The sequence below is a fragment of the Streptomyces sp. NPDC060366 genome (genome assembly GCF_042725135.1).
Classification (GTDB): Bacteria; Actinomycetota; Actinomycetes; order Streptomycetales; family Streptomycetaceae; genus Streptomyces.
This window is the reverse complement of the sequence record NZ_JBHXDC010000003.1, coordinates 752,985-768,333: the sequence shown is the minus strand read 5'-3', so window position 1 is coordinate 768,333 and position 15,349 is coordinate 752,985. Positions and strand designations below refer to the sequence as shown.

Sequence of the window (15,349 nt, the reverse complement as noted above, 5' to 3'; positions counted from 1 at the left end):
GGGAATCAGGGCCTGTCGTTTGGATCAGGCCGGATCAGGGAGCGCCCGCCGCGCCGGCGGCTGATGTCCGCGTTGGTGCGTGCGGTCGCAAGGCGGAGGAGGGAGACAACGCGGGGCGTTGGCGACCGACGACAACGCGGCGGGCGCGCGTGCCAGGGACCGCGAGCCCGGCAAGATCCGAACGACAGGCCCTAGCCTGGCGCGCATGGATGGATGGACTCTCGACCGCACGTTCAACAGCTCCGCCGGTGAGGTCCGGTGGGCCGCCCTCGGGCCCGTCGGCGGGCCGCCCGTCGTGCTGCTGCACGGGACGCCGTTCTCGTCGTACGTGTGGCGGGGCGTCGCGCGCGCCCTCGCGGGGCGGCACCGGGTGTACGTGTGGGACATGCCGGGGTTCGGCGCGTCGGAGATGCGGCAGGGGCAGGACGTGTCGCTGGGCGCGCAGGCACGCGTCTTCGGCGAACTGCTGGCGCACTGGGGGCTGGAGCGGCCCGCCGTCGTCGCGCACGACTTCGGGGGATGCGTCGCTCTGCGCGCGACGCTGCTGCACGGCGCGGCGTACGAACGGCTGGCCCTGGTGGATCCCGTGGCGCTCGCGCCCTGGGGCTCGCCCACGTACCGGCTGCTGGGCGAACACGGCGATGTCTTCTCGCGGTTGCCGACCGAGCTGCACCGCGCGCTCCTGCGGGAGTACGTCGGCTCGGCCAGCCACCCCGGGCTGCACGCCGACATCCTGGACGCGCTGGTGGAGCCGTGGTGCACGGAGGCGGGGCAGGCCGCGTTCTACCGGCAGATCGCGCAGAACGACCAGCGTTTCACCGACGAGATCGAGGGCCGTTACGGCGAGTTGGAACTGCCGGTGCTGATCTGCTGGGGCGAGGAGGACACCTGGATCCCGCCGGCGAAGGGCCGGCAGCTCGCCGAGCTGATCCCCGGTGCCGAGCTGCGTCCCGTCGCGGGCGCGGGCCATCTCGTACAGGAGGACGCCCCCGCCGAACTCACCCTGGCGCTGGGCGACTTCCTCCGTACAGCTCGGTGACAGCGGCCGCGGCCCCGGCGAGTACGTCGCGGGCCTCGGGCGGTGACAGCACCTCCACGTTCTCGCCGAAGGCGAGCAGCGCGCGGACGGCCCGCAGTTCGGTGAAGGCGAGGGTGACCCGTGCCCACTCCCCCGACGCCTCCATGACCGGCTCCTCGTCGGTCAGTTGGGCCGCCTGGATACGGAGGAACATGTCCAGCCGTGCGACGCGGACCCGGGCGGTCACCTCGACGGCGGTCGGGCGCAGCTCCACCTTCCGGCGCAACGCCTCCCAGACGTCGCCAAGTTCCACGCCCTCGCGGCGGAGTACGGCGGCATCGGTCAGGGTCGCGCGCCGCACGCGGTCGGCGCGGTAGAGACCGGGCACGCCCCGGTGGTCGGCGATCAGGTACCAGACGCCCGCCTTGAGGACGAGTCCGTACGGGTCGACCGTGTACGTCCTTGCTTCCGTGGTGCCGCTGTGCCGGTAGGTCAGCCGCAGCCGGCGGTCGGCGAAGACCGCCGTGTTCAGGATGTCCAGGTCGACGGCGGGCCGCCCGGCGCGCATCCACCGCTCCGGGTCGACGATGATGCGGCGGCTGGTCTGTTCGGCCGCGGGGCGGTACGGGGCGGGCAGCGCGGCCATCACCTTGCGCAGGGCCGAACCGAGCGCCCGGTCGAGACCGAGGGCGGAGTGGGCGCCCTCGGCGGCGAGGACGAACAGGGCGCGGGACTCGTCGGCGGTCAGGCCGGTGACGTCCGTACGGAAGCCGGGCAGCAGGGCGATGCCGCCGTGTCTGCCGCGTTCGGCGTAGACGGGGATGCCCGCGGCCGACAGCGCCTCGACGTCGCGGTAGACGGTGCGTACGGAGACCTCGAGGCGCTCGGCCAGCTCGGTGGCCGGCACGAGCCCTCGCGTCTGGAGCAGCAGCAGGATCGAGAGGAGTCGGTCGGCCTTCACCCGGCCAGGATCGCCCACGGGGGCGCGGACCGCGCGGGCCGGGGTACGGACTCCCGTATACGCGGCGCCCGGCTACCGCGCTCCGGGGACCCTGGGTGCCCGTGGTGCCCTGGCCAGTTGGCGGGACTGGGCAACCAGCCGGTCCGCGCTGTCCCAGACGTCGGCGTCCTCCTCCAGATAGCCGCCCGCCAGGTTCCGCGTGGTCACGAAGACCCTCAGCGGTCCGGGAGCCGGGCGGCACCGGATGTGCGTGGTCAGTTCGACCGTCGGGGTCCAGCCGGTGAGGCCGAGGTCGAAGGCGGTCGGCGGGAACGAGTCCACCGTCAGCAGCAGGGAGAGCGGGTCGGGCTCGCGCGGGTCGGCCAGCGAGAACCAGCCGCGCACCTCGCCCTTCCCCGACGGCTCACCGACCGCCCAACCCGTGGTCTCGGGAGCCAGCTTGACCACCACGCGCCGGGTGAAGCCGGAGTCGGCGGGGAAGGCGGCCGGGCCGTCCTCCGTACCCAGGCACTCCTCGGGCGGCGGCAGCGTGGGCGGCTTCACCGAGGTGCGGACGTCGTCGTCGAGGGAGTCCAGCGCGCCGTACGCCGCGAGGACCCGGACGCGTTCGACCTCCGTGCCGTCGGGCTCGTACTGGAAGAGCGACGCCTGGCCGGTGGCGAGGGTGCGTCCGCTCCGTACGGTCTCGGTCCGCACGACGGCCGGGCCGGGGCGGGACGGGGTCAGATAGTGGGCGGTGACCGTGAAGGGGTCGGGGTGCGGCAGGGCGTCGCGCAGGGCGCGGGCCACGATCGCCAGCAGATAGCCGCCGTTGACGGCGGAGAGGATCGCCCAGCCCTCGGAGAGGTCCGCGTCGTAGACACCCGGTTCGCGGAGGGTGACGGAGGTGTCGCGGTCGAACTCGCTGTCCGCGGTGGATGCCTGCGCTGCCTGTGCCATGAGAAGCACGGTACAACAATGCATTACTGAGCGGTAGCTTATATGTTCGGTCCCGTCGGCTCCTCGGCCGCCGTCGAGCGGCGGTTGTACGCGCGCGGCGCCCGCCAGTGGAAGCGCATCGCCAGCAGCCGCAGCGCGAACGCGGTGACGACGGCGAGTCCGCTCGTCAGCCCGTTCAGCGCGTCGAAACGGATACAGACGACCACCATCGTCGCCCCGACGATCGCGGGGACGGCGTACAGATCACGGTCCCAGCGCAGCAGCGACGGCACCTCGTTGGCGAGCACGTCGCGCAGGACACCGCCGCCCGCCGCCGTGGCGAGCCCGAGCGCGGCGGACGCGGTGAGGCCGAGCCCGTACTCGTGCGCTTTCACCGTGCCGGTCACACAGAACAGCCCGAGCCCCGCCGCGTCGAAGACGTTGACCGCGCCCTGGATGCGCTCGACATGCGGATGCAGGAAGAACACCAGCACGGTGGCCACCAGCGGCATGGTGAAGTACCCGAGATCGGTGAAGGCCGCCGGCGGTACGGCTCCGATGATCAGGTCCCGGATCAGCCCACCGCCCAGCCCGGTGACCTCGGCGAGCACGGCGATGCCGAAGACGTCGAAGTTCTTACGGACGGCGAGCAGGGCGCCGGAGATCGCGAAGACGAAGATGCCGGCGAGGTCGAGCGAGTGCTGGACGGAGGGGCTGAACAGTTCCTGGAACACCCGACAGTTCTACCTGGGGCGGGTGAACGCCGGACAGGCGCCTGCCGATGGGCGACCGCGACGGCCGGGGCGGGGCCGCGCCCGGCCCGCCCCGTCACCGGTTCGTCGGGGCCCGCCTCAGACGGGCTCCGACACCGCCTCTGCCCCGGCTCCGTCCCCGGCCCCGGTGTCCGTCACCGCCTCGATGCCCGTCGCCCTCGTACGCTCCACCGTGCCCGCCTCGATCTCCGCGGCGAAGTGGCACGCCACCCGGTGGCCGTCGCCCAGAACCGTCAGCTCCGGGCGCTCCGTCGCGCACCGGGTCTCCTGCTTCCACGGGCAGCGCGTGTGGAAGCGGCAGCCGGCCGGCGGCGCCGCCGGGGAGGGGAGGTCGCCGCGGAGCAGGATCCGTTCGCGGTGGTCCTCCACCTCCGGGTCGGGCACCGGTACCGCCGACATCAGCGCCTTCGTGTACGGGTGCCTCGGCTCGGCGTACAGCGCGTCGCTCGGGGCCTCCTCGACCAGGGAGCCCAGATACATGACCCCGATGACGTCCGAGATGTGGCGGACCACGGCCAGGTCGTGGGCGATGACGAGATACGTCAGACCCTTGGACTCCTGAAGTTCCTCAAGGAGGTTGATCACCTGCGCCTGGATGGAGACGTCGAGCGCGGATACCGGCTCGTCGCAGATGATCACGTCCGGTTCCAGGACGAGCGCCCGTGCGATGCCGATGCGCTGGCGCTGGCCGCCGGAGAACTCGTGCGGGTAGCGGGAGAGCGCGTTGGTCGGCAGGCCGACCTCGGCGAGGATCTTCTTGATCCGCTCGCGGCGCTCCTCCTGGTCGGCGCCGATACCGTGCGCCGCCATGCCCTCGGAGAGGATCGACTCGATGTTCTGCCGGGGGTTGAGGCTGCCGAGCGGGTCCTGGAAGACCATCTGGAGGCGGTGCCGGATCTTGCGCATCTCCTCCTCGGGCAGCTTCGCCAGATCCGTGCCGTCGAAGAGGACCTCGCCCTCGGTGATGTCGACGAGGCGCAGGACGGCGCGGCCGAGGGTGGTCTTGCCGCAGCCCGACTCCCCCACCAGGCCGTACGTCTGGCCCGCCTCGACCTTCAGCGAGATACCGTCGACGGCGTACACATGACCGACGGTACGGTCGAAGAAGACGCCCTTCTTGACGGGGAAGTGGACCTTGACGCCGTCGAGTTCGAGCAGACTCATGAGGAGACCTCCGCCGTGGGTTCGACCGGATCGATCGGGTCGGCCGCCGCCACCCCGGCCGCCGCGTCGGCGGGTGCCGCCGGCAGGACCGGGTTGACGCAGCGCACCTGGTGGCCGGGCGCACGCGGTTCGGTGAGTTCCGGGGTGCCCGTCAGGCACTCCATCGTGTAGAAGTCGCACCGCGGCGCGAACGCGCAGCCGTCGGCCCACGCGATCTTGTCGTTGATCGAGCCGCGGATCGGCCTGAGCGGCTCACCGCGCGGTGCGTCGAGGCGCGGGATGGAGCCGAGCAGGCCGTGCGCGTACGGATGGGTGGGGTGCGCGAACAGTTCACGGCGGCCCGCCGTCTCCACCGCGCGCCCCGCGTAGAGCACGTTCACCTGGTCGCACAGCCCGGCGACGACGCCGAGGTCATGAGTGATCATCAGGAGCGCCGTGCCCTCCTGGTCCACCAACTCCTTGAGGAGTTCGAGGATCTGGGCCTGGATGGTGACGTCGAGCGCCGTCGTCGGCTCGTCCGCGATCAGCAGGCGAGGCGCGCACGCGACCGCCATGGCGATGAGCGCGCGCTGCCGCATTCCGCCGGAGAGCTGGTGCGGGTACTCCTTGAGCCGCCTGTTCGGGTCGGGGATGCCGACGCGGTCGAGCAGCGAGGCGGCCTCCTTACGGGCGGGCTCGCCCTTCAGCCCTCGGTGGCGGGTCAGGATCTCGGTGACCTGGATGCCGATGGGGACGACCGGGTTGAGCGAGGAGAGCGGGTCCTGGAAGATCATCGCGATCCGGCTGCCGCGCAGGTCGCGGATCTTCTTCTCGTCCATGGACAGCAGGTCCGCGCCGTCGTACTCGGCGCGCCCGCCGACGCTCACCCCCTTGCGCGGGAGCAGACCCATCAGGGCGAGAGCGGTCACGGACTTGCCGCAGCCCGACTCGCCCACCAGGCCCACGACCTGGCCCTCGGCGACGTCGAAGGAGACGCCGTCGACGGCCCTGGTGTCGCGTCCCGTGCCCCGGCCCGTCGCGTGCCCGGCAAAGGTGACCGACAGTGCGTCAACTGAGAGAAGTGACATGGGACTTCAGCCTCGCAGCTTCGGATCGAGAGCTTCCCGCATCGCCTCACCGAGCAGCGTGAAGCCGAGGGCGGTGACGATGATCCCGACCGCCGGATAGACCGACATCATCGGCGCGTTGTCGAAGAAGCGCTGTGCCTGTGACAGCATCACGCCCCACTCCGGGATCGCCGGGTCCGGACTGCCGAGGCCCAGGTAGGACAGGGCGGCGGCCTCGATGATCGCGGTGGCGAGGCTGAGCGTCGCCTGGACGATCACCGGGCTGAGCGAGTTGGGCAGGATCTGGGTCAGGACGATACGGCGCTTGCGGATGCCCACCGCCTTGGCGGCCAGCACATAGTCCGAGTTGCCCTGCGCGAGCATCGAGCCACGCAGCAGCCGTGCGAACACCGGCACTTGGACCACGCCGACCGCGATCATCACCGTGGTCAGCGACTGGCCGAGCACGGCGGCGACGGAGACCGCCAGCAGCAGCGAGGGCAGCGCCAGCATCATGTCGGTGACGCGCATGATGACGGTGTCCACGCGCTTGCCCGGCTCCCCGCCGAGCGTTGCCGCCGCGCCCGACACGGCGCCGACGATCGCGCCGGCCACCAGGCCGATGAGCATCGACACGACGCCGACGAGCAGGGTCTGGCGGGCACCGACGAGCATCCGGGAGAACTCGTCGCGGCCCAGATGGTCCAGGCCGAACCAGTTCTCGCCGCGAGGTCCGACGAAGCGGCCCTGGTTGGGGAAGACCTCGCCGCGCCAGTCCTGCGCGGTGGGGCTGTACGGGGCGAGCCACGGGCCGACGATCGCGATCAGCACGAACAGGCCGATCACGATGCCGCCGATGATCGCGGTCTTGCTGGTGCGCAGCCGCCGGAAGGCCTCGCGCCACAGCCCGGCGCCCGAGGTGGCCTCGGTCCGCTCGGTGAGCTGCGCGAGCCGGTCGATCTTGTCGGCCTTCTTCGTCATGTTCGGGATGGCGTTCACGTCAGTGCACCCGCACTCTCGGGTCGATGAGGCTGTACGCCACGTCGACCAGCAGATTGATCAGCACGTACACCAGCGCGATGAAGAGGATGAACCCGACGAGCACGGGATAGTCGCGGGCGTCGATCGAGGTACGGATGAACTGCCCGATCCCGCCGAAGCTGAAGACCGACTCGGTGAGGACGGCGCCGGAGAGCAGGCTGCCGGTCAGCAGACCGACGGCGGTGATCACCGGCAGCAGCGCGTTGCGCAGGACGTGCCGGCCGCGTACGACACGCTTCTCCAGGCCCTTGGACTCCGCCGTACGTACGTAGTCCTCCCCCAGCACTTCGAGCACGCTGGCCCTGGTCATCCGCACGATGACGGCGAGCGGGATGGAGGCGAGCGCGACGGCGGGCAGCACCAGATGCATGATCGCGTCCCAGGACGCGTCGAACTCGCCGGTCAACAGGCCGTCCAGGACGGCGAATCCGGTGACCTTCGTCGCGTCGATGCCGGTCGACAGCCGGCCGAAGCTCGGGAAGATCCCGAGGCTGACGGCGAACAGCCCCTTGAGGAGCAGCGCCAGGAAGAAGACCGGGATACAGATGCCGAGCAGCGAGCCCGAGACCGCGCTCACATCGAGCCAGCTGCCGCGGCGCCGGGCGGCGAAGTAGCCCAGCGGGACGCCGACCACGACCGCGATGAGTATCGCGGCGACGCTGAGTTCGACGGTCGCCGGGAAGCGCAGGGTGAATTCCTCCCACACCGGCTGGCCGGTCTGCGTGGAGGTGCCCAGGTCCAGTTCGAAGATCCGTTTGATGAACCGCCAGTACTGGACCCAGACCGGCTCGTCGAGCCCCAGCGCCCGGTTGATCCGGGCCACTTCGGCATCGGTCGCCCGCTCGCCCAGGATCGCCGAAGCGGGTCCGCCGGGCAGCCGGTTCAGCCAAAGGAAGAGCAGAACCGACAGACCGAGCAGGGTGGGTATCAGCTGTAGCAGTCGTCGTGCGACGAGTCGCAGCACCCCGCGTGCCCCTTTCTCATTGCGTACTCCTGGCGTTGTTCATCTGTGTTCGTCCGTCTGTGTTCAGGTCGTCCGTGTGTGGGACGGGCCGTCAGCGAGACGGGTCCGCCCGGTCGCGGTCGGGACGTGCTCCGCGACCGGGCGGACCCGGCGTGCGCGCTGTCCTTACTTGAAGGACACCTCGGCGAAGTACTCCTGCGTCAGCGGGGAGACCTTCGGCGGGTTGACGTTCGCGGCGAACGCGATCGCCGGCGGCGAGGAGGAGATCGGCACACCCGGCAGGTACGCCATGATCGTCTCGTTGGCCTTCTTGTACAGGTCCGTCCGCTTGGCCGGGTCGGTCTCGATCGACGCGGCCTTCAGCGCGTCGAAGACGCCCTTGTCCTTGAAGCCCCACTGCGTGTCGAACTCGGCGAACCAGGTGCCGATGAAGTTGTAACCGTCGTTGAAGTCACCGGTCCAGCCGAGCATGTGCAGTGCACAGCTGCCCGCCTCGGTGGCGTCCAGGTAGTCCGGGGCCCACTTCATGGGCTTGGGGGTGACGGTGATGCCGGCCTTCTCCAGGTCGGCCTTCATCAGCTCGAACATGTCCTGCGGAGCGGGCATGTACGGGCGGGTGACCTCGGTCGGGTAGCAGAACTCGACCTTCAGGGCGCTCTCACCGGCGTCCTTGAGCAGCGACTTCGCCTTGGCGGTGTCGAAGGGGTACGTCTTCACGGCGTCCGAGTAGCCGGCGACCGTGTCGGGCATGAACTGCGTGGCGGCGACTCCGCCTTCGGGCAGCTGGGTCTTGACCAGGTTCTCGCGGTCGATGGCGTGCGCGATGGCCTGCCGGACCTCGGGCTTCTTCAGCGCCGCGTTCTTACCCTGGCTCATGCCGACGTAGAAGATGTTGAAGACGTCACGCGTGGGGACCTGGAACTTGCCGTTCTCCAGCGTCTTCACATCGGCGGGTGCGACGAGGTCGTAGCCGTCGATGTCACCGGCCTGGAGGGCCTGACGGCGGCCGTCCTCGGTGTCGATGGTGCGGAAGACCAGATTCTTGATCTTCGCCTTGGTGCCCCAGTAGTCGTCGTAACGCTGCAGCGAGACTTCCTTGTTGCCCTTGTTCCACTCGCTGATCTTGTACGGGCCGGTGCCCGCGACCGTGCCGGCCACCTGGCTGTACTTGGGGTACGTGATCGCGTCACCCTTGGCGGTGGCTTCCTGCTTCGCGTACTCCTTCAGGGCCTTCGGCGAGTGGATCGCCAGCGCCTGGAGGGAGAAGCCGCCCGGCAGGTTCGCGGAGGGCTCGTTGACCTCGATGACGGCGGTGCTGTCGTCAGTCGCGGTGCAGGACTTGTAGTTCGCCTTCGGCGTCTCCGGGTCCTCGTTCTTCGCGAAGCCGCCCATGATGGTCTGCCAGTAGTAGGAGACCGCGCTGGACTGGTAGGTGCCCGTCCAGTTGAACCAGTAGTCGTAATTCGCGCACACGGCGGCGGCGTTGAACTTCTCGCCGTCGTGGAAGGTCACGTCCTTGCGGAGGTTGAACGTCCAGACCGTACCGGCCTCGTTGCTCGACCACTTCTCGGCGAGGCCGGGGGCCAGTTCGCTGCCGCCCGACTCGTGCTCCAGCAGCGCCTCGAAGGCCTGACGGGTGACCCGGAAGGTCTCGCCGTCGCTCGCGAGCGCCGGGTCGAGCGAGCCGGGGTCACCGGGGCCGCCGAAGACGAAGGTGTCCTTCGCGCCGCCCGAGTCACCTTCCCCGTCGCGCTCGCTGGAGCAGCCGGTGGCGATCAGCGTGACGGCCAGGGCCGTAACGATCGCTCCAGCGGCTCGGGACTTGATTATTCGCATGGTCCACCCCAGGGGTCCGACGAGTCAGGGCTCGGTCTTGACGGCCGAACATTACAGTCAAGAAAGTGCCAAATGAACAGGTCGCAATGCGGAGTTGCAGACCTGAGATCCGGACACTCGACAAATGACCCGACTCCGGGACATCTCACCCCTACGGGTCAAGCCGTGCCAGGTGAGCCGCAGTTGGGTGGGCGAACCGGGTGAACCTCTCGTACGACGCAGAAGCCCCCGGTCCGCATGGTGGACCATGCTGACCGGGGGCGTGCGTCTCTGTGCGGTGCGGGGCGGGCTACTCCTTGGCGAGCCCCTTGGGCGCCTCGGAGGTCTCCGAGGAGGTGGCCCGGGCGCTCCCCGCGGGGGTCTCCTTGGAGGTCCCCGACGCGGTGGCCCCCGACGCGGGAGCCTCGGAGGTCTCGGCAGCCGCGGCGGCCCCGGTAGCCACCGCGTCCCCCACGAGCGCGATCGCCTCGCGCGCCGACGCGAGCACGTTCGTGTCGTCCGGAATCTGGTCCGGCGCGTTCTCCGGGTGGTGACAGGCCGCCTCGTGGCCCGGCTCCAGCTGGATCAGCGGCGGCTCCACCGTCCGGCACACCTCCGTCGCCTTCCAGCAACGGGTGTGGAACCGGCAGCCGCTGGGCGGCGAGATCGGCGACGGCACGTCGCCCTTGAGCAGGATCCGCTCGCTCTTGACCCCGCGCCGCTTCGGGTCCGGCACCGGCACGGCGGACAGCAGCGCCTTCGTGTACGGGTGCATCGGCCGCTCGTACAGCGACTTGCGGTCCGACAGCTCGACGATCTTGCCGAGGTACATCACGGCGATCCGGTCCGAGACATGGCGGATGACCGAGAGGTCGTGCGCGATGATCACGTACGTGAGCCCCAGCTCGTCCTGGAGGTCGTCCAGCAGGTTCACCACCTGCGCCTGGATCGACACGTCCAGCGCCGAGACGGGCTCGTCGGCGACGACCAGCTTCGGGCTGAGCGCCAGGGCCCGCGCGATACCGATGCGCTGGCGCTGGCCGCCGGAGAACTCGTGCGGATAGCGGTTGTAGTGCTCGGGGCTCAGACCCACCAGGCCCAGCAGCCGCTGGACCTCCTTCTTGACCCCGCCCTCGGGCTCCACCTTCTGGAGCTTGAACGGCGCGCCGACGATCGTGCCGATCGTGTGGCGCGGGTTCAGGGACGAGTACGGGTCCTGGAAGATCATCTGCACGTCACGGCGGAGCGGACGGATCTTGCCCGCCGACATGTGCGTGATGTCGTGGCCCTGGAACTCGATGCGCCCGGCGGTCGGTTCGTCCAGCCGCGTGATCAGCCGGCCCATGGTCGACTTGCCGCACCCGGACTCGCCGACGATGCCGAGCGTCTCACCGGCCTGGACGTCGAAGGACAGCCCGTCGACCGCCTTGACGGCGCCGACCTGGCGCTGCAACAGCCCCTTCTTGACGGGGAAGTGCTTGACCAGCCCCTCGACCCTCAGCAGGGGCTCACCCGCCTTGTCCTTTACCGCTTCTACCGGCCTGTCCGCCACAGCGGGATCCTTTGCGTTGCTCACGGCGTCGGCGCTCACAGCTTCGGCGCAATCTCTTCGGTCCAGATCTTGGTCCGCTCCTCCTGCGACATATGACAGGCGGAGTGGTGCCCGGTGCCGACCTGCTTCAGCTCGGGGCGCTCCGTGCGCGTGATGCCGCCCTTGGGCACATCCGCGTACGGGCAGCGCGGGTTGAAGGCGCAGCCCTCAGGCACGTTGATGAGCGACGGCGGCTGGCCCTTGACGGGGATGAGCCGGTCGGTCTGCTCACGGTCGATCCGGGGCATCGAGCCGAGCAGACCCCAGGTGTAGGGGTGCTGCGGCTCGTAGAACACCTTCTCGGCCGGTCCGCGCTCGATGCACCGGCCGCCGTACATGACCAGCAGGTCGTCCGCCATCTCGGCGACGACGCCCAGGTCATGGGTGATCATGATGACGGCGGAGCCGAACTCCTTCTGCAGATCCCTGATGAGGTCGAGGATCTGCGCCTGGACGGTCACGTCCAGGGCGGTCGTCGGCTCGTCGGCGATGAGCAGTTCGGGGTTGTTGACCAGGGCCATCGCGATCATCGCGCGCTGGCGCATACCGCCGGAGAACTCGTGCGGATAGCTGTCCACGCGCTTGTGCGGCTCGGGGATGCCGACCCGGTCGAGCATCTCGACCGCCCGTGCGCGGGCGACCTTCTTGCTGACCTTGTGGTGGACGCGGTACGCCTCCACGATCTGCGCGCCGATGCGGTAGTACGGGTGCATCGCGGACAGCGGGTCCTGGAAGATCATGGCCATCTTCCGGCCGCGCAGCCGCCGTACATGGTCGGGGTCGGCCCCCACCAGCTCCTCGCCGTCCAGCCAGACCTCGCCGGATATCGCGGCGTTGGCGGAGCGGTGCAGGCCCATCACGCCGAGCGAGGTGACCGACTTGCCGGAGCCCGACTCACCCACGATGCCGAGGGTTTTGCCGGCGTGGACGTCGAAGCTGACGCCGTCGACCGACTTCACCAGACCGTCATCGGTGCTGAAGTGGATACGGAGGTCGCGTACGGAGAGGAAGGGCTCGCCGAGGCCACCGGAACCGGGGGCCCCGGCGGCCTTGGAGACCACCGGCTCGCCCGGCGCGGAGGCGGGACCCGGAACCCGTACGGCGGACTGCTCCTTGGAAACCTCGCTCACGAGTACCTCACCCTGGGGTCGATGGCGGCGTACACCAGGTCCACCAGCAGATTGCAGAAGACGATGAAGAATGCGGCGAACAGGGTCACGCCCATCACGATCGGCAGGTCGGCGTCCTTCACCGACTGGATCGCGTACGAGCCCATGCCCTGGAGGGAGAAGACCTGCTCGGTGATGACGGCGCCGCCGAGCAGCAGGCCGAAGTCCATACCGAAGATCGTGACGATGGGCGTCAGCGCGGACCGCAGTCCGTGCTTGGCGACGACCGTGCTCTCCCGCAGACCCTTGGCCCGCGCCGTACGGATGTAGTCCTCCCCCATCACTTCCAGCATGCCGGCCCGGGTGAGCCTGGCGTACAGGGCGGAGTAGAGGAAGGCGAGGCTGCACCAGGGGATGATCAGGTTCCAGGCCCAGTCCGCCGGATTGTCCGCGAACGGGACGTAGTTGACGCCGTCCGACCACAGTGGCCACTGGACGGTGAACAGGGCCAGACCGAGCATGCCGGTGAAGAAGATCGGCAGCGAGACGCCGGCGAGGGCCAGCGTCATGGCGAGACGGTCGAAGATCGAACCGCGCTTGAGCGCCGAGAGGACGCCGATGGCCACACCGGAGAGCAGCCAGATCACCGCGGCACCGATGGCCAGGGAGAACGTGATCGGCACCCGGTCCATGAGCTCGGGCCAGACCTCGACGTGCGTCTTGAACGAGTAGCCGAAGCAGGGCGCGTTGCACATGGACGGGTCGGGGCCGAAGTTGTACTCGGCGCCGACGAAGATGCCCTTGATGAAGTCGTAGTACTGCGTGTAGAGGGGCTGGTCGAGCCCCAGGTTCGCCTTGACGGCGGCGATGGAGTCGGGGTTGGCGTCCTTACCGACGTACTGGACTGCCAGCTGGTCGATCGTCTGCCCACCGAGCCGTGGAACAAGGAAGAAGATCGCGAAGGTGACTGCGCTGACCACCAGCAACAGCATTACCGCGGCGATCACGCGTCGGATGATGTACGCAGTCACAGCCGATCGGCGCCGGGTCCGCCGGCCGGGGTTGACCCGGCCGGCGGACCCGAAGCCTTCACCTGCCTTTCAGGCATTTCGGGGGGTTGGGAAAGCTCTACCGCTGGATTAGGTGGTGGAGCCGATCAGCAGGTAGTCGTACATACCGAGGTACGCCTGGGTCACGGTGACGTTGGTCGCCGAGTCCGGGCGGTACAGCAGGTTCTTGCGGTAGATCAGCGGCACGGCCGAGGCGTTCTCCAGGACGAGCTTGTCGACCTCGCCCCACGCCTTGGTGCGGGCGGCGTCGTCGGTCTGCGCGATACCGTCCGACAGCGCCTTGTTGATCTTCGGGTCGTCCAGCTCCATCAGGTTGTTGCCGCCCGAGGGCTTGATGGCGGAGCCGTTGACGATCTGGTCGAGGAAGCCGAAGCCGGTCGGCCAGTCGGCGCCCCACGCCATCATCATCATGCCGAGCTTGTGCTCGTGGACGTAGCTGGGGACACCGGCGAAGTTACCGAAGTACTTGCCCGACGGGTACTGCTTGATCTCGGCCTCGATGCCGACCTTCTTGAGCGAGGCCTGGATGGCGGTCGCCATCTGCACCTCGTCGGGACGGTCGGAGCGGGCCGTCAGGTTGGTCTTGAACCCGTTCGGCTGACCGCAGTCCGCGAGCGCGGCCTTGGCCTTCGCGACGTCGCCCTTGTTGCCCTCGGTCTGGTACAGGTCGAACTTCTGGTACCCGTTGACCGTCGGCGGGAGCAGCGTGCTCGCCACGTCGCCCTTGGTGTCGCCACCGAGCGCGGCCTGGACGGACGCCTTGTCGATCGCGTAGTGGACGGCCTTGCGGCAGTCGGCGTTGTCGAAGGGCTTCACCTTCGTCGACAGCGCGAGGTACGAGGTGGCGCCGGCGTACGAGTTGTCCGTCTTCGCCTTCTCGCTCTGCTTGGTGAGGACCTTGGGCTGGGTCTTCGTCTGAAGGCCGGTGCCCGCGGCGTCCACCGTGATGTTGTCGCTCATCAGGTGCTGGTCGACCGTGGTCGGGTTGACCTTGAACTTGATGGTGATCTTGTCGGCGAGCGCCGGGCGGATCGGGTCGGTGGCCTTGTCCCAGTGCGGGTTGCGCACGAGGGTCGCGCTGCGGCCCTCGTTGTACGACTCGAACTTGTACGGGCCCGACGACGAGATCGCCTTGACGTACTCGGCGCCCTTGTCCTTCGCCTGCGGCACGGGGGCCGTCTGCGAGAAGGTCGCCAGGTAGTCGAAGTCGGCGAACGGCTTGTTGAGCTTGAAGACGATCGTCTGGTCGTCCGGGGTCTCGATGGACTTCAGACCCTCGGCGGACTTGTCCTTGTACGGGCCCTTGTACTTGTCGCCGCCCTCAAGGTAGGCCTTGAAGTAGGTGGGACCGTGCGAGAGGGCCTCGGGCGCGAAGTTGCTGCGCTCGATCGCGTACTTGACGTCCTTGGACGTGACCGGGCTGCCGTCGTCGAACTTGACGCCCTTGCGGAGCTTGTACGTCCACGTCTTGGCGTCCGCGCTCGGCTCACCCAGCGACTCGGCGAGGTCGGGGACGACCTCCAGGCCTTCCTTGCCGGCGGCCGGCTTGAAGGTGGTGAGCGTACGGCCGTACAGGCGGGAGAAGTTCTGCACCCAGCCGTAGTAGGTGTTGCCCGGGTCCAGGGAGTCCGGCACGTCCGAGTGCTCGAAGGTGACGGTGCCCCCCTTCTTGTCGGACTTGTTGACGACCGACGTCAGACCGGCGTCGATGCCCGCCCCGCCGCCCTTGCTGTCGTTGTCCTTGCTGTCCGAGCCGCCGCACGCCGACGCGCTGAGCGCCAGCACGATGGCTGTCGCCAGGACAGCTGTCGCTTTCTTGGTCTTCATCCTGAGGAAAGCCCCTCTATCAATGGATACGGCACGGAGCTCAAGGTCGGCC

The 15,349-nt window shown here is 69.0% G+C and carries 13 protein-coding genes; 1 reads left to right on the top strand and 12 read right to left on the bottom strand.

Annotated elements, in window-relative coordinates; genetic code table 11:
• Positions 1-205 precede the first annotated feature (205 nt).
• The gene (locus ACFWHU_RS12350; protein WP_387224785.1) at positions 206-1,039 is read left to right on the top strand and encodes an alpha/beta fold hydrolase; all 834 of its coding nucleotides are present in this window, start codon (positions 206-208) and stop codon (positions 1,037-1,039) included.
• Here the strand turns inward: ACFWHU_RS12350 and ACFWHU_RS12345 are convergent.
• The 12 genes from ACFWHU_RS12345 to ACFWHU_RS12290 form a co-directional block, all read right to left on the bottom strand.
• Positions 999-1,979, bottom strand: a complete 981-nt coding sequence (locus ACFWHU_RS12345) for a helix-turn-helix transcriptional regulator (protein WP_387224784.1) — start codon at positions 1,977-1,979, stop codon at positions 999-1,001. The genes ACFWHU_RS12350 and ACFWHU_RS12345 overlap by 41 nt on opposite strands.
• 72 nt (positions 1,980-2,051) lie before the next feature.
• The gene (locus ACFWHU_RS12340) at positions 2,052-2,918 is read right to left on the bottom strand and encodes a thioesterase family protein (RefSeq protein ID WP_385802468.1); all 867 of its coding nucleotides are present in this window, start codon (positions 2,916-2,918) and stop codon (positions 2,052-2,054) included.
• A gap of 38 nt (positions 2,919-2,956) precedes the next feature.
• Entirely contained in the window at positions 2,957-3,631 is a 675-nt protein-coding gene (locus ACFWHU_RS12335) for a trimeric intracellular cation channel family protein (RefSeq protein WP_385802470.1), read from the bottom strand.
• 117 nt (positions 3,632-3,748) lie between these two features.
• On the bottom strand, positions 3,749-4,834 hold the full coding sequence (locus ACFWHU_RS12330) for an ABC transporter ATP-binding protein (RefSeq protein ID WP_385802472.1): 1,086 nt from the start codon (positions 4,832-4,834) through the stop codon (positions 3,749-3,751).
• The gene (locus ACFWHU_RS12325) at positions 4,831-5,901 is read right to left on the bottom strand and encodes an ABC transporter ATP-binding protein (protein ID WP_385802474.1); all 1,071 of its coding nucleotides are present in this window, start codon (positions 5,899-5,901) and stop codon (positions 4,831-4,833) included. The genes ACFWHU_RS12330 and ACFWHU_RS12325 overlap by 4 nt, the downstream gene beginning before the upstream one ends.
• Before the next feature lie 6 nt (positions 5,902-5,907).
• Positions 5,908-6,861, bottom strand: coding sequence for an ABC transporter permease (locus ACFWHU_RS12320; protein WP_385802490.1), 954 nt, complete (start codon positions 6,859-6,861; stop codon positions 5,908-5,910).
• A gap of 19 nt (positions 6,862-6,880) precedes the next feature.
• Complete coding sequence (locus tag ACFWHU_RS12315; RefSeq protein WP_385802476.1) at positions 6,881-7,885, bottom strand: ABC transporter permease; 1,005 nt, start codon at positions 7,883-7,885, stop codon at positions 6,881-6,883.
• A gap of 165 nt (positions 7,886-8,050) precedes the next feature.
• A complete protein-coding gene (locus tag ACFWHU_RS12310; RefSeq protein WP_387224782.1) occupies positions 8,051-9,721 on the bottom strand; it encodes an ABC transporter substrate-binding protein in 1,671 nt (556 codons plus the stop codon).
• 289 nt (positions 9,722-10,010) lie between these two features.
• Positions 10,011-11,252, bottom strand: a complete 1,242-nt coding sequence (locus tag ACFWHU_RS12305; RefSeq protein WP_387224781.1) for an ABC transporter ATP-binding protein — start codon at positions 11,250-11,252, stop codon at positions 10,011-10,013.
• 35 nt (positions 11,253-11,287) lie between these two features.
• Positions 11,288-12,421, bottom strand: coding sequence for an ABC transporter ATP-binding protein (locus ACFWHU_RS12300; protein WP_387224780.1), 1,134 nt, complete (start codon positions 12,419-12,421; stop codon positions 11,288-11,290).
• Positions 12,418-13,431, bottom strand: a complete 1,014-nt coding sequence (locus tag ACFWHU_RS12295; protein ID WP_385802492.1) for an ABC transporter permease — start codon at positions 13,429-13,431, stop codon at positions 12,418-12,420. The genes ACFWHU_RS12300 and ACFWHU_RS12295 overlap by 4 nt, the downstream gene beginning before the upstream one ends.
• A gap of 108 nt (positions 13,432-13,539) precedes the next feature.
• Positions 13,540-15,297 carry an ABC transporter substrate-binding protein gene (locus ACFWHU_RS12290; RefSeq protein ID WP_385804750.1) on the bottom strand — a complete coding sequence of 586 codons (1,758 nt, stop codon included), beginning with the start codon at positions 15,295-15,297 and terminating at the stop codon, positions 13,540-13,542.
• Positions 15,298-15,349: the final 52 nt, after the last annotated feature.

Excerpts from the sequence above, each read along its gene's own strand:
- ACFWHU_RS12290 (WP_385804750.1), bottom strand. The coding sequence starts at position 15,297 with ATGAAGACCAAGAAAGCGACAGCTGTCCTGGCGACAGCCATCGTGCTG.
- ACFWHU_RS12340 (WP_385802468.1), bottom strand. The coding sequence starts at position 2,918 with ATGGCACAGGCAGCGCAGGCATCCACCGCGGACAGCGAGTTCGACCGC.
- ACFWHU_RS12310 (WP_387224782.1), bottom strand. The coding sequence starts at position 9,721 with ATGCGAATAATCAAGTCCCGAGCCGCTGGAGCGATCGTTACGGCCCTG.
- ACFWHU_RS12325 (WP_385802474.1), bottom strand. The coding sequence starts at position 5,901 with ATGTCACTTCTCTCAGTTGACGCACTGTCGGTCACCTTTGCCGGGCAC.
- ACFWHU_RS12320 (WP_385802490.1), bottom strand. The coding sequence starts at position 6,861 with ATGACGAAGAAGGCCGACAAGATCGACCGGCTCGCGCAGCTCACCGAG.
- ACFWHU_RS12350 (WP_387224785.1), top strand. The coding sequence starts at position 206 with ATGGATGGATGGACTCTCGACCGCACGTTCAACAGCTCCGCCGGTGAG.
- ACFWHU_RS12330 (WP_385802472.1), bottom strand. The coding sequence starts at position 4,834 with ATGAGTCTGCTCGAACTCGACGGCGTCAAGGTCCACTTCCCCGTCAAG.